The 13,702-nt window shown below is 72.6% G+C and carries 11 protein-coding genes; 4 read left to right on the plus strand and 7 right to left on the minus strand.

All coding sequences use genetic code 11. The features are described 5' to 3' along the window. Positions 1-12: 12 nt before the first annotated feature. Positions 13-1,305: a DUF58 domain-containing protein gene (locus CWT12_RS09210; protein WP_161924564.1), complete on the plus strand. Its 1,293-nt coding sequence runs from the start codon at positions 13-15 to the stop codon at positions 1,303-1,305. 65 nt (positions 1,306-1,370) lie between these two features. On the opposite strand, the gene CWT12_RS09215 is transcribed toward CWT12_RS09210, so the two are convergent. Continuing rightward, a complete protein-coding gene (locus tag CWT12_RS09215) occupies positions 1,371-2,366 on the minus strand; it encodes a stage II sporulation protein M (protein ID WP_161924565.1) in 996 nt (331 codons plus the stop codon). Positions 2,367-2,380: 14 nt separating this feature from the next. On the opposite strand from CWT12_RS09215, the gene CWT12_RS09220 reads away from it, so the two are divergent. Continuing rightward, positions 2,381-3,256 (plus strand): RDD family protein, encoded by an 876-nt coding sequence (locus CWT12_RS09220; RefSeq protein ID WP_161924566.1) that lies wholly within the window; start codon positions 2,381-2,383, stop codon positions 3,254-3,256. A gap of 58 nt (positions 3,257-3,314) precedes the next feature. Here CWT12_RS09220 and CWT12_RS09225 read toward each other — a convergent pair whose 3' ends face one another. The 5 genes from CWT12_RS09225 to CWT12_RS09245 form a co-directional block, all read right to left on the minus strand. Next, positions 3,315-3,752, minus strand: coding sequence for a DUF3499 domain-containing protein (locus CWT12_RS09225; protein WP_161924567.1), 438 nt, complete (start codon positions 3,750-3,752; stop codon positions 3,315-3,317). Positions 3,753-3,831: 79 nt separating this feature from the next. After that, a complete protein-coding gene (locus CWT12_RS09230) occupies positions 3,832-4,275 on the minus strand; it encodes a metallopeptidase family protein (protein ID WP_237564117.1) in 444 nt (147 codons plus the stop codon). Positions 4,276-4,332: 57 nt separating this feature from the next. Next, positions 4,333-5,817, minus strand: a complete 1,485-nt coding sequence (locus tag CWT12_RS09235; protein ID WP_161924568.1) for a DUF5719 family protein — start codon at positions 5,815-5,817, stop codon at positions 4,333-4,335. After that, on the minus strand, positions 5,814-9,872 hold the full coding sequence (locus CWT12_RS09240; RefSeq protein ID WP_161924569.1) for a glycosyltransferase: 4,059 nt from the start codon (positions 9,870-9,872) through the stop codon (positions 5,814-5,816). Before CWT12_RS09240 ends, CWT12_RS09235 begins: the two co-directional genes overlap by 4 nt. Beyond that, complete coding sequence (locus CWT12_RS09245) at positions 9,869-10,117, minus strand: WhiB family transcriptional regulator (RefSeq protein WP_275405338.1); 249 nt, start codon at positions 10,115-10,117, stop codon at positions 9,869-9,871. Before CWT12_RS09245 ends, CWT12_RS09240 begins: the two co-directional genes overlap by 4 nt. Positions 10,118-10,461: 344 nt before the next feature. Between CWT12_RS09245 and CWT12_RS09250 the strand changes: the two genes are divergently transcribed. Then, the gene (locus CWT12_RS09250; protein WP_237564118.1) at positions 10,462-11,388 is read left to right on the plus strand and encodes a TIGR03089 family protein; all 927 of its coding nucleotides are present in this window, start codon (positions 10,462-10,464) and stop codon (positions 11,386-11,388) included. Positions 11,389-11,467: 79 nt separating this feature from the next. Here the strand turns inward: CWT12_RS09250 and manA are convergent, their stop codons facing one another. Beyond that, the gene (gene manA / locus CWT12_RS09255; RefSeq protein ID WP_161924570.1) at positions 11,468-12,655 is read right to left on the minus strand and encodes a mannose-6-phosphate isomerase, class I; all 1,188 of its coding nucleotides are present in this window, start codon (positions 12,653-12,655) and stop codon (positions 11,468-11,470) included. A 114-nt stretch (positions 12,656-12,769) separates the two neighbouring features. Here manA and rfbA point away from each other — a divergent pair, with 114 nt between their 5' ends. Next, positions 12,770-13,642: a glucose-1-phosphate thymidylyltransferase RfbA gene (gene rfbA / locus CWT12_RS09260; protein ID WP_161924571.1), complete on the plus strand. Its 873-nt coding sequence runs from the start codon at positions 12,770-12,772 to the stop codon at positions 13,640-13,642. Positions 13,643-13,702 lie beyond the last annotated feature (60 nt).

The raw sequence follows: 13,702 nt of genomic DNA on the forward strand, positions 1-13,702 counted from the left end.
AAGGAGGCACCCGTGTACCTGACCATGCGCGCCGTCTGGCTGCTTGCCGTCGGCGCCGTCCTCGTGCCGCTCGTGCCCCGCCCGGGCACCGTCGTAGCGTGGACGGCCCTGGTGGCTGCGCTGGTGGCGGTGGATGTGGCGGCGGCGCCCTCGCCGCGGGGCCTGCGCGCCACCAGGTCGGTGCCCCGCTCCGTCCGCCTGGGTGAGACCGTCACCGAGACGCTGACCCTGTTCAACACCACTGGGCGCAGCATGTCCGCCCTGGTTCGGGACGCCTGGCAGCCTTCGGCAGGTGCCTCCCACGAGCGCCGCGCATTGACGGTCCCGGCTGGGCGCCAGCGCCGCCTACGCACCCAGCTGACCCCCACCCGGCGTGGCGACCGCATCGCCGACCTGGTAACCGTGCGCGTGCGCGGCCCCCTGGGGCTGGCCGGCCGGCAGGCCTCGCTGCATGTGCCGGCCAGGCTGCGGGTGCTGCCCCGCTTCGCCTCCCGCAGGCACCTGCCCTCCAAATTGTCCCGGCTGCGGGAGATGGACGGGCGTAGCGCCGTAATGGTGCACGGGGCCGGCACCGAGTTTGACTCCCTGCGCGAGTACGTCGTCGGCGACGACGTGCGTTCCATCGACTGGCGATCCACGGCCCGACGCGCGGAGGTGGTGGTGCGCACCTGGAGGCCGGAGCGGGACCGCCGGGTACTGATAGTGGTGGACACCGGGAGGATGGCGGCGGCGCGCCTGGATGACGCTCCCCGGCTGGACGCGCAGATCGAGGCGATGCTGCTGCTGGCGGCGCTGGCAGCGCGCGCCGGGGACCGGGTGGACGCCGTGGCCACAGACGTACAGACCCGGGCGCAGGTGCGGGGCGTGTCCGGATCCGCCCTCCTGGGCGCGCTGGCGGACGCATTCGCCCCGCTGCAGCCGGCGCTGGTGGAGACCAACTGGACCCTGGTGGCGGCGACGGTGGAGGCGTCCTTGTCCCAGCACGCCCTGGTAGTGGTGCTGACCGGGCTGGACGGGGCGGGAGCCAACGCCGACATGCTGCGGGCCCTGGGCATTATGGCCCGCAAGCACACGGTAGTAGTGGCCTCCGCTACCGATCCGGGCCTGGAGCACCTGCGCTCCCGGCGTGATGACGCCGAAAGCGTTTACACGGCTGCCGCCGCCGAGCGCGAGCTGGTAGAGCTCAGCGCAGTGCGAGCGCGTCTGCGCCGCGCCGGCGTGGAGGTGGTGGAGGAGCAGCCGGGCGCCCTGGCTCCGGCACTTGCCGACGCCTACCTGGCGCTCAAGGCTGCGGGGAGGCTGTGATGGGTGAGCCGCGCGGCACAGCGGCTGTACGGGTGTCCGGCGGTGCCGCCGGACCAGTCGGCCGATCAGCCGGCCTCAGCCTGGATCGCGCCGGCCTCGTCGGTCTCCAGGTCTCCGGTGTGCCCGGCCATGACCGCCCGACGCCCCGGCAGCAGGGTGTACGCCCAGAACACCGCCAGGGCCAGCGCACCGATCGTGCCCTTGAGCAGCCAAGGCAGCGGTGCCGGGGTCACGAAGGCCTCGATGAATCCGGAGACCGCCAGCGCCACCGTCAGCCCCGCCGCAACTGTGATCAGGGCGCGGCCCTCCGCCGCGAGCGCCACGCCGCGCGACCGGTCCCCGGGCGCCAGCATGGTCCAGAACAGTTTCAGGCCCGCGGCGCCGGCCACGAATACGCAGGTCAGCTCCAGCAGCCCGTGCGGGGTGATCAGGGCGAAGAACTGCCCGAGCAGGCCGTGGTCAGCCATGATGGCGCCGGCCTGCCCGACGTTCACCGCGTTGGCGAACAGCACGTAGGCCGGCAGCACCCCGGTGATGCCGCTGGCCACGCACAGGGCGGCGACGCGGGCGTTGTTAGTCCACACCTGGCCGGCGAACTCCGAGGGGGCGTAATTGGAGTAGTAGGCCTCGAAGGACTCCTGCGCGTAGGTGTCCAGTTCACTTTGCGACCCGAGCGCGGCCATGGCCTCGGGACTGCGCAGCGTCCACACGCCCACGATCACGGCGATCGCGATCTCTACCGCCGTCACCGCCACGGTCCACCAGCGCAGCCGGTACAGGGCTGCGGGGACGCTGGCCACCCAGAAGCGCCTGAGATCGCTCATACGCGCCTCGCGCGTGCCGGTTATGCGTCCGCGCGCCGCCGCAATCCTGGTGGACAGCTCGGCCAGCAGCACCGGGTCGGGCGCGCCGGTGCGGATCCGGGACAGGTGCGCGGCAGTGGCCCGGTAAAGGGATACCAGCTCGTCCGCCTCGGCTCCGGTGAGCCGACGGCGGGACGTGAGCTGGTCCAGGCGGTCCCACTGGTCGCGGTGCGCTGCGGCAAAGGCGTCAATGTCCACGAGAGGAGTCTGTCATGGTGAATGAGGCTGCCGCCTCGTCCGAGCGGATGATGACGCCGGACCTGATGATCACCGGTGAGGCCGTAGCTCTGGAGGTGCTTCCCGCCTCCCCCGGATCTCGCATCCTGTCCGGGTTCATCGACTACGCCCTGTATGCCGCCGGCCTGCTGGTCTCCGTGGTCACGGGCCTCCTGATCGGTGACCGGGTCATTCCCCACCCGTCCGAGGCGCTGGTGATGGCGCTGGTGGCCCTGGTGGCCCTGGGCTGGATGGTGGTGGTGCCGCTGGGAGTGGAGGTACTCACGCGGGGGCGCTCCGCCGGGCGGATGGTCACCGGCTCCCGCATCGTCCGCGACGACGGCGGAGCGGTGCGGTTGCGCCACAGCCTGGTGCGAGTCCTGGTGGGCGTCGTCGAGATCTGGCTGCTCGCTGGGGTGCCGGCGGTGTCAGCGTGCGTGGTCACCCGCCGCGGCAAGCGCCTGGGTGACCTGCTGGCGGGCACCTATGCGGTTCGTGAGCGCAGCGGCGGGGTTGATGCGCCGCCGATCCTCATTCCCCCGGAGCTGGCCGCCTGGGCCGCCGACGCCGATCTGCGCGCCCTTCCCGGGCACCTGGCGCTCGTCATCCGGACCTTCCTGCAGCGGGCGTCATCCATGCAGCCCCAGGCGCGGCTGCGGCTGGGGCTGCAGCTGGCCGCGCAGGCGGAGCCCTACGTGGCCCCGCCACCGCCCCCGCACACGCACCCGGAGCGCTTCCTGGCGGCCCTGCTCGCGGCACGGCGGGACCGAGAGTTCATGCTTGAGCTGCGGGACCGGCGCCTGGAGGACGATGCGCGCGCCGCCTTGCGCACGGCGCCGTTTGATGTGGCCGCACCCGCGCGGGGGAAGTGAGGCGGGAGCGGCGGGCCACCGCCCCCGCGGTACCTTGGGACGGCACCGCGGGGGCGGCTCAGTCCTCGGTCTTCTCGCCGCGCAGCACCCGCAGGTGGCCCCGCCGGGTGATCTCGCCGTCGCCCAGTCCGGTCAGGTGATCCGGCAGCGGGGCGGTCAGTGATGTGGGCAGCAGGCCGGTGGGGCGGCCGGCGTGCTCGGCCGGCTGCGGCTTGGGCCGCGGCGCGCGTGACGCCTCCCGGACGGCGTCGGCCAGGGCGGTCAGGTCGTCGTCCGACGGCGGTGCCGGCTGGAAGTCCGTGGCGAGCCGGATTACCTGCCAGCCGCGTGGCGCGGTGAAGGACTCCACGTGCTTCTGGCACAGGTCGTAGGCCTCCGGCTGGGCCTGCGTGGCCAGCGGGCCGAGCACGATCGTGGAGTCGGCGTACACGCTGGTCAAGGTGGCTACGGCCGGGTTCTCGCATCCGGGCCTGCGGCAGTGGCGGACTCTTCTCACGCCCGCAGGCTACCGCGCGCGGGGCGGCGGGTGCGGTAGCCGCGGGAGTGGCGGTGCAGCGTTGCGCCAGGCGCAGTGCTCACAGATCCGGGTCGATCTCCTCCGGACGGCGCCCGAGCACCAGCGCCACCTGCTCAACTACGACGCGCCGCACGAGCTCTGCCAGCTCGGCGTCATCTGCGGCGCGGGAGACTATGGGACGCCGGTACAGGACGATCCGGGTGGGCAGTCCGGCGCGCGGCTCCGCAGCGAATCCCCGGCCGAGCACAACCCCCTGCTCCCACGGTGCGGGGTCTGAGGGCGGAACCTCCTCGACGGCGAACTGCATTTGGGTGATCTCCGGGTGCCGGCGGGACAGTGCGTCGGCGGCGGCGATCACCATGGCGTCGAAGCGCTCGGCCCGGGTGCGCCAGGCGGGCAGGTGGGGCGGCAGCAGCGGGCCCCGCAGCCCGCGACCGTGGCGGTCGCGCCGACGCGGGGACGCCGGGATGGGTGCCGGGGGCAGTTGGGATGACCGAGCCACGCCCCCACCCTAAACGATCATTCCGGGCGGGCCGGCGCCGTCTGCGCCCAGCCGGGGTCAGTGCAGCAGGAGGCTGCGGGTCCCCTGGACATCGGCATCAAGCACGGCCGGGAGCACGGAGATGAGCTCTCCGGGCACATCTTCCCCGACCTGGGCGGTGACCACGGCAGCCGCCACCACCTGCTGGCCGGCGGGACCGGAAATCTCCAGTGCGTTTGCCTCTGCGGGGGTCGGGACGGTGAGCGTGGCGCCCGCGGGCACGCTGAGCTCCTGCTCCCAGTCCCCGCCCACGGATGCCAGGGCGACCGTGGCGGCATCCGGTCCGGTATTGGTCAGCACCACGGTTGGCTCCAGGCCACCCGCCCGCGGCAGTGCCAGGGCTGAGCCCCTGGTGGCATCGGTGGTTGCCTGCACCCAGGCGATGTCGTGTGCAAGCGCTCCGGAGCGGTCGGGGTACTCCCCCGCACTGCGCACGAGCTTCACGGCGGCGCCGACGGGCGTATCAGACGTGACGCGCACCCCGTAGGCGCCGGGCCGCACACCCGCCAGGGAGAAGTCGAATACCGCGCCCGCATCCACGATCACCGCGGTGGCACCGGCCAACTGCTCCTCGCCCCCGGGGCCAAGCAGGGAGATGGATACGGTCGTCGGCACGTCTGCGGGGTTCACCACCCGCACCAGCGGCGCATCGGAGGAGACGGCGCCGTCAACCTGGGCCTCCCCCTGATCGGCGGCGTCCACGAGCACGACTCCGGGTATGGCCAGATCGGTGGCCGGGGCGGCACCGGGCGTCAGCGTGTCCACGCCGGCGGGGGTCTCCCCGTCGAGTGACTCGGTCACCAGGACCGGGATGAGCGTGCCGCCGTCGGCCTCCACGCTCAGCGCCAGCCGGTCGTCCGCCGCCCCCGCAACCTCGAGCAGCAGGGTCGCGGTCTGCCCCGCACTCACGGAAACCTGTCCGGAGGAGGGCAGCGTCAGCTCACCGGTAGAGCCGTACAGGTGAATAGTCGCGGTGACGGTAGTCAGGCCGGGATTTGTCAGCCGCAGCTCGGAGGAGGCGCCGATGTCGGCCGAGCCGCCCACGATCCAGGCCACGGAGGCGGGCGTGGTGCACGGGGCGGCGGCCAGTCCGCGCAAATCGCCGGAGGGGGTCAGCCAGGTGACGGTGCCGATGGCGCCGGCGGAGCCGCCGCCCGGCCCCCCCACGGTAAGGATGCCGCCGTCGGCCTGGGCGAGGGTGGTGGTTCCACCAATCTCCTCCGTGCCGTAGGTCAGCACTGAGTCCTCGTCGCGGGCGGTGATGGCGGTCGTGCTGGCCGCCTCCCCGACGTCGACGCCGCCGATGGTGTTGCGCGGCGCCGCCGGGCAGCCGTAGACGATGTCCGCACCAGGCGCAGGCATCGCAATGGCGGTCACATTCTGGCTGGTGGCGCGGGGTGTGCGGGTGCCCCACCAGGTCAGGCCGACCACGGCCGCCAGGACCAGCAGTACGGCAGTCAGGCGCAGGGCCGCGAAGAACAGTTTGCGGCGTGATGAGCTCATGCGGCAGTCCTCCTGCGACGCAGGGGCAGGGCCACCAGCACAGTGATCACCCACACGGCCTGGATTCCGCGGGCGGCGAGGCCGCCGATGCGAGTGCCGTGGGTGACGATGAGCTCGCCGCCGTCGGCGGGGACCTCGAAGCCGGTGCGCCAGCGGCCGTATGCGTCGGTGATGGGGGCGGGCTGGAGCGGGCGCCCGTCCAGCGCTGCGCTCCAGGTGCCGTCGTTGCGCTCGGACAGGATGAGCAGCCGCTGGCCGGTTCCCGGCTCCAGGACGGTGCGGATGGCGGTCCTGCCGGTCGTGTCCGCGGGCACGGTGGTGGCGGTGCCGGCGCTGGTGACGAGCACGGCGCGGGCGGACTCGACGGCGTTGCTGGGGGACACGCGCCAAGACGTGCCCGAGTCGGTGCGCGCCAGTTGCTGTAGGCCCGGCGTGGCGTCCAGGCCCGCGCGGGTGGACGCCGTCAGCCCGTCTCCGGCCGCATCGGTGAGCAGCACCACCGCGATGCCGTGAGCCGCCAGGCCGTCGGCGACGTGCTCGTCCTGTCCGGCGGCGGCGCGCACCACCAGGTCTGCCAGTTCGGCGTCGGCCGGGTCGGTCAGCGTGATGCCGAGGGCATCATTCGGCTCAGGAGCGCCGGGAGGGGCAGGCGCTGCGGCTGCGGGTAGGCGCGCAGTGAGCTGCGCAGCCAGGACATCGGGGGTGACGTCGGCCAGTTGGTTGCCATCGCCGCGCCAGATCCGCACGCGCAGCTCATCTCCGGCCGCGGAGAGGACCAGGACCCGCCCGGCGGCGTCGGAGGCCTGGATCTCGGAGGCGATCACGGGTATCCGGCTCCCGGCCGGCCGCAGTGCCATGACTGCCGCGTCGGTGCCGGTGGCCGTCGAGTCGCGTGCGGCCAGGGCCCAGGCACCGCCCACCGCCAAGGGGGCGGCGAGGGCTGCGAGGCCGATGCCCACCACGCACACGCGGGCCCAGCGCCGCCAGCCGGCCGCGCCTGCATGCGGGGACGTCACCGAAGGGTACGCGGGGAAGCACGCGGCCCACACCGCGTCGCCCCCGGCCAGTGCCGCCGCCATGAATCCCGCCAGGGCGAAGGAGATGCCCGTCCCCGCCCAGCCGGTGACGGTTTGTGCGCCGGTGCCGTCAGCCTGCGTGCCCAGGGCTGTAATCATGCGCGTTCCAGCACCGGCCAGGGCCAGGCCGCCCAGCCCCATCAGGAAACCTGCCAGCGCCCGGGCGCCGCGGCGCCCGCCGACCACCAGGCCTGACACGGCCGCCGCGGGAACAATGGCCAGCAGGGCCTTCAGCGTCAGCGCGAGGGCGGGGTCGTCGACCAGGTACTCGACGTCGACGGGCATGCCCAGGACGGTCTCAATGGTGCTGGGTGGGGCTACGGCGATGGGCACGCCGGTGTCAGTGAGCAGGTAGCGCGCGGCGGCGACGGCGTCATAGGACTGCGCCAGGCGCAGTGCACGCCACCAGGCGGGCAGGGCGGTGACCGCAACCGGCACCAGCGTCAGCAACAGCCGCAGGGCGCTGCGACGCACGCACACCGCCAGCAGCACCAGGCCCACCACTATAGGCGCGGCCGTTGCGGGTGCGGCGGCCACGATCAGGCTCAGCAGCAGCCCGGCGACCGCGGCGGCGGTGGGGGAGCCGGTCCCGTAGCGCTCCAGGAGCGCCGCCGGGACCGCGGCGGCCGCTTCCGCGGGCTGGTCCAACTCTTCCGCGGGCTCGGCGGGCTCCTGCGCTGGCCGGTCGAGCTCTTCCGCAGGCCGGTCCGGATCTTCCGCGGGCTCTTCCGCGCCCGTTTCCTCCTCGCTCCCCGGGGTGGTGCCGGCCCGCACGACGGGCACGACAGGTACGTCCGCATCCGTAGCCGCGCGAGTCCCATCGTCTAACTGGGGCGCCGATCCGGCTTCCGGCTGATCATCGCCCTCCGGCTGGCTATCGTCCTCCGGTCGGCCATCAGCCGACGAGTCGGGCGCGGCAGCGTCCGGCTCCGCGGTGGGTGAGGCATCGGCGGAGAGCTCAGCCAGGTCCTCGATCCGGGCGGAGGCGAACCGGTCCAGCTCATCGCGCTCCTCCTGGGTGGCGTGATGCGCACCGACCATCCCGGACAGGACCACGTCGCGCCGATCCGCGCCCACGGCGCGAGCCAAGGCCGTCAGTGCCCACGGCAGCGTCAGGTGCACGATGACAGCGGTCAGCCGTCCCTGCCCGACGGCCAGTAGCAGGGTCGGCGCCAGTGACCACACGCACGCAGCCCAGGCTCGCAGCGGGACTCGGCGAGTAACGGTCCCGGCCGCGTACCAGGCGCCGAGCGCCGCCAGAGGAAGGGCCAGTAGCAGCAGGATGCGCACCAGGGCGTCGCCACCAAGTCCGAACCAGGAGCCCACCGCCACGGGTAGGGACAGCACCGCCAGCAGCGGGTTCACGGCGGCGGGATAGCCGTCCCCCGACAGTGCCCAGGTGGACCAGGCGGCATCCCACAGCTCGCGCCAGCCCGAGCCGAGGGAGGGCAGGGCCCCGCCAGTCACTGCCCGAGTGACCAGCAGCCGTGACATCCCGACTGCGGCAACAGCGGCAACGGCTACGAGGGTGACCGTCAGGCCGACTCGTCGCCGACGGGTGAGAACTGCCAGCTCGCGCAGCTCCAGCTCGCTGCGAACGGCTTCCCGGGCCATGCGCTCGCGTTCCTGCCGCCGGCGGTCGCGGCGGGCGGCCCGGATATCGCCGGCGCTGGTGTACAACTGCGCCAGCACCGAGCGGCGCACGCCGTGGTGCGCGGCCAGGCGCCTGCGGCCACGGCGTATCACACCGGCGTCACCGGCGACGCCGAAGGCGGCAGCCAGCTCGTCCCGAGCCAGCGCGGGGTCCTTGGTCAGCAGGCGCCAGCCGGCGCGCGCCAGGCCCAGCAGAACCATCCAGGCGAGCAGCAGCGGCACGGGGCGAGCCGAGAATGTCGCCCACGCCCTCAGCTGGGCCGTGCGCCGGGCGCGAAAAGAGCGATCGGGATCGGGCTCGGGAATGGCGGTCGCCGCGGTGGCGGCCGGCTCGTGAGAGCGCCCACGACCGAGTCCGCGCGCCGCCTGAGGCTGCTGGCCGGGCCGCAGGCCGAGGAAGCTGGCACGGCGGTGGCGGATAATGGCATCCGGGACCACTACCACGCGGTGACCCGCCAGGCGCACCGCCCGGGACAGCTCCAGCCCGTCATCGAACACCGGGAAGGCGGGCGAGATGCCGTCCACCTCATCCCAAACGGACCGGTCGATCAATGCCCCGGCGGTACCGACCGCGAGCATGTCCGACCGGTCGTCGTACTGTCCCTGGTCGATCTCACCGGCTACTACATCATTGGCTCGCCGGGCCGAGGCTGTGGTGCACAGCCCGACCTCCAAGAGTTCGCGGGCATCGTCCCAGTCAACCTGCTTGGGACCTGCCAGGCCCACGGAGCGGGCCGACCGGACCGCGCGCTCCAGCGCCTCCAGGCAGTCGGGCTCCGGGGCTGAGTCGTCATGCAGCAGCCACAGGCGCCAGCCGTCGGCGGTGTCCTCAGCGGGGGGCGTGTTAGCCGCTACCCCAAGCGTCTCGGACTCCGATATCGGCGACATGGCACCGGTAGGGCCGGTAAGGGGGCCGGAGGCCGACCCCGCGCCGAGATACTCCCCCTGCCGCGCACCGGCACCGCCGGTGCTCAGCTTGCCACCGTGACGGCGTCTGCGGTTGCCGCGCGCAACGAGCTCCGCGTACTTCGCCAGGCCGCGCTTGACCGCGTCGCCGAACCCGGTGGCATCCGGTACACGCACCACGCGCACGGCGGTGGCAGAGTCGGCACCGGAGTCGACTACCGCCTCCTCGATCGGGGTGCCGTCACCCAGGCCATTGCTGCGAGAGGCGACGTCGACGATGAGCAGGACATCGGGGGCAGTCGCCTGGCGGGCCACCGCTCGTAGGGTCTCAGGCAGGTAGGGGGTTACCCCGGCTGAGACGAGGACCGCGAGGGTCCCGGCGGGCGAGGCGTACGGTCCGGCGCTTCCCGGCAGGCTCATACCGCGCGCCGTTTGAGCTTGCGGCGCTCGCGCTCAGACAGTCCTCCCCAAATCCCGAAGCGCTCGTCATTGGCCAGGGCGTACTCCAGGCATTCCTCACGGACTTCGCAGGAGGCGCACACGCGCTTGGCTTCGCGCGTGGAGCCACCCTTCTCAGGGAAGAAGGCCTCGGGGTCGGTCTGAGCGCACAGCGCGCGCTCCTGCCAGGCCAGGGGGCCCTCATCGGGATCGTCGTCGCCGAGCAGAAGGAGGAGCGCCTCGTCGTCGGCGTCGTCGGACCGCTCAAGCGGACCGTCGCCGAGGATGTTCCACACGATGGCTTCCCTTCAGGATACGGACGATGTTTACGTAGAATTACACGGGTGTGAGCCGCCGTGAGTCAAGCCGGGTGCGGGAAATTCACTCAATTGCGACGGCTCGGAGGCCGCCGCGGCGAGCCCGGCCCCGCAGTCACTTTCGCCCGGTATTGCACCACTGGCCGCTACCTCGGGCAAACTCGCGCCCGACCCGGCCAACCGTTTTTATGACAATCAACTGTGAGCTTGCTGTGCGCTCGCAGGCGGCGGCGTGCATCTGCTTGGATCAGACGGTGACCAGAACCGTGACCCCAGCAGCCGACCGCCTGGAGGACCTGCCCGACCCCCTGGCGCCCCTGCTTCCCTCCGCCGCGGACGCAGACCGCCCGTGGCTGGTCTGGTACGCACCCGGCGAGCGGGTGGAGCTGACCGGGCACGTGCTGAGCATGTGGCAGTGCAAGATCGCCAACCTGCTCACCACCGAGGCCCACACCGACGACCCCGCGGCAGGGCCGCTGGTGCACCTGGACCTGGGGGTGCACTGGCGAGCACTGACCTGGTGCGGCGGCGCGTGGCTCGTCGGCGGCGCGGTGGCCTTCACCGAGCCGGCCGCGCACGCCGGCTCATCCCCCTCCCCGGGCGGAGTACTCCGCCCAGCGGACGTATCGGTCGCATTCGAGCCGGCAGGCCTGAGTGCCGACGCGCAGGTGCAGGTACTGGTGCCGCGCGAGCCGCTGGCCACGCGCTGGCCCGGGACCCTGCCGCCACTCGTACTGGATGGCGTCGCCGACGTCATGCCCCACGCCGACTCCTTCCCCGCGCACGCGGTCGGCGGGGCCACCACCGCGATGGTGCACTACCCGGCGCAGGCGCCGGGCACTGCCGTCGAGGTGTCGCGCGACGCGCTTGTCGCAGACCTGACCCCGCCCCTGCTGGTTACGCCCGGCGGGACGGGTGCGGGCGGTACCGACCGCGCGGGCGGGGAGGACCGGACACACGCTGCGCTCCTCGGCGGGAACGGCCGAACGGGTGGGGGCGCCCGCGCGGGTACGCGCGCCGTCCTGGTGCGCGCCGGAGCCGCCCAGGAGGCGGTGCGCGGGGTGCTTGCGGCGTGGCAGGCCGGCCTGACCGCCGTGCTCATCTCCCCCGACGCCGATGAGGCGCTAGTCCGGGACGCCGCCCGGCAGGAGGGCGCCGAGGCGGGCAAGCCGCGACGGTAGCCCGAAGGCGGTAGGCCGGGCGTGCAGCTGCGGACACCAGGACGTCCTCGTCTCGGCGCACCCGGCCACCTGCCGAGGCCTACGGCACATCGGCCTGGACGACAGTCCCCTCTCCTTCAACCGCAAGGGTGCGCTCGTCGGCGCCGATGAACAGTGCCTGCCCGCGGGTCAGCCGAGCCTGCCCGGCGGGGGTCGTGATCGTAGTCTCGCCGTCGGTGGCCAGCACGATTCGGGGCCCGCGACCGGGCACCTGCACCCGCCCGTCCGGCGGCACCACCGTGGTCACCAGCAGCTCGAAGTCATCCACCGGCACGTAGTAGGCGCGTGTGGCGCGAGACAGGTACTCGGGGGCGGGCCGCACCGGGGGCGCCGCGACATAGTCCACGCAGGCCAGCATCTCCGGCACATCCACGTGCTTGGTGGTCAGCCCGGCGCGCAGCACGTTGTCCGAGGAGGCCATGACCTCGATACCCATGCCGGTCACGTAGGCGTGCACCGAGCCGGCGGGCACGAACAGGGCCTCGCCCGGCCGCAGCGTGACCGGGTTGAGCAGCAGGGCCGCAGCCACGCCCGGGTCGCCGGGGAAGGAGCGCCACATGCTGATGACGTTGGAGTCCACGCGCCTTGAGGGAGATGCGCCTGCGGTCAACCGGGTATCGATCTCCGCCACGAGCTCGGCGATGTCGGCCTCCCCCGGGCGCGTGCCGGCGGAAACCAGGTCCGTGAACACCTGGCGAATTCCGAAGCGGGTCGGATTCAGCCGCAGGGTGCGACGCATACGCCGTGCCAGGGGCGAGTGCAGGTCGGCGAGCACCTCCGCCGCCCGCCGCGGCGCCCGGAAGCCGGCGACCGCCTCGAAGTGCGTAAGCGCCAGCACCATCTCCGGCTTGTGGTTGGTGTCCTTGTAGTTGCGTACGGGACTGCCCAGGGGGACCCCGGCCTCGTTCTCCAGCTCATAGCCCTCCACCGCCTGCTCCAGCGAGGGATGCACCTGCAAGGAAAGCACCCGGGCGGGGGCGATCAGCTTGAGCAGGAAGGGCAGCTTGGGACCGAAGCGCCGCACCACGTCCTGGCCCAGCAGGCGCTCCGGATCGGAGTCGATCAGCGCCGCCAGGGTGCATTCCCCCGCGCGCGTGGTTCCCGCCGGGTGCGCGCCGAACCACTGCTCGGCCCACGGCTTCCCGTCCGCCTCGACGCCGAGGAACTCGGGGATGGCCTCGGGCGAGCCCCAGTCGTAGCGCTGCCGCGCGCCGTCAAGACGTTCCATGGGCGCCAACGGTAGCCGACGAGTCGGCCCCACAGCGGCGCGCCGGGCGGATTCGCGTAAACCCGTCCGGCTCATTTGCGGCGAAGAGGGCCGCGGATGAGCCAGACTGTGCCCATGCGAGGCATCATCCTGGCCGGCGGATCCGGCACGCGACTGAACCCGATCACCCTGGGCACCTCCAAGCAGCTGGTGCCGGTGTACGACAAGCCGATGATCTACTACCCGCTGAGCACGCTGATGCTCGCCGGCATCCAGGACGTGCTGGTCATCACCACCCCGCACGACGCCCCCAGCTTCCACCGGCTGCTGGGAGACGGCTCCCAGCTGGGCGTGAACCTGTCCTACACGGTGCAGGAGGTCCCCAACGGCCTGGCGCAGGCCTTCGTGCTGGGTGCGGACTTCATCGGCGACCAGCCGGCCGCCCTGGTGCTGGGCGACAACATCTTCTACGGCCCCGGCATGGGCACGCGCCTGCGCCGCCACACCACCCCGGACGGCGGCGTCGTGTACGCCTACCAGGTGGCCGACCCGAGCGCCTACGGCGTGGTGGAGTTCGACGCGGACTTCAAGGCCGTGTCCATCGAGGAGAAGCCCGCCCACCCCAAGTCCGACTACGCCGTGCCCGGACTGTACTTCTATGACAATGACGTGGTGGAGATCGCCAGGAACCTCCAGCCCTCCGCGCGCGGCGAGTACGAGATCACCGACATCAACCGCACCTACCTGGAGGCCGGGCGGCTCACCGTGGAGGTCCTCCCCCGCGGCACGGCCTGGCTGGACACCGGCACCTTCGACTCCCTGGCCGACGCCACCGGCTTTGTGCGCACCGTCCAGCACCGGCAGGGCCTGAATATCGGCTGCCCGGAGGAGGTGGCCTGGCGCATGGGCTTCATCGACGACGACGGCCTGCGCGAGCGCGCCGAGCCGCTGGTCAAGTCCGGCTACGGCCAGTACCTGCTCGGCCTGCTAGAGCGCGGGCGCCGCTGACACTGCCGACGCCGGCGACGCGAGCCGCGAGCGCAGCGTCCCCGTCCAGCGCCCACCATG

The sequence above is a fragment of the Actinomyces sp. 432 genome (assembly GCF_009930875.1).
GTDB lineage: Bacteria > Actinomycetota > Actinomycetes > Actinomycetales > Actinomycetaceae > Actinomyces.

Excerpts from the sequence above, each read along its gene's own strand:
- CWT12_RS09220 (WP_161924566.1), top strand. The coding sequence starts at position 2,381 with ATGGTGAATGAGGCTGCCGCCTCGTCCGAGCGGATGATGACGCCGGAC.
- CWT12_RS09235 (WP_161924568.1), bottom strand. The coding sequence starts at position 5,817 with ATGAGCTCATCACGCCGCAAACTGTTCTTCGCGGCCCTGCGCCTGACT.
- CWT12_RS09240 (WP_161924569.1), bottom strand. The coding sequence starts at position 9,872 with ATGAGCCTGCCGGGAAGCGCCGGACCGTACGCCTCGCCCGCCGGGACC.
- manA (WP_161924570.1), bottom strand. The coding sequence starts at position 12,655 with ATGGAACGTCTTGACGGCGCGCGGCAGCGCTACGACTGGGGCTCGCCC.
- rfbA (WP_161924571.1), top strand. The coding sequence starts at position 12,770 with ATGCGAGGCATCATCCTGGCCGGCGGATCCGGCACGCGACTGAACCCG.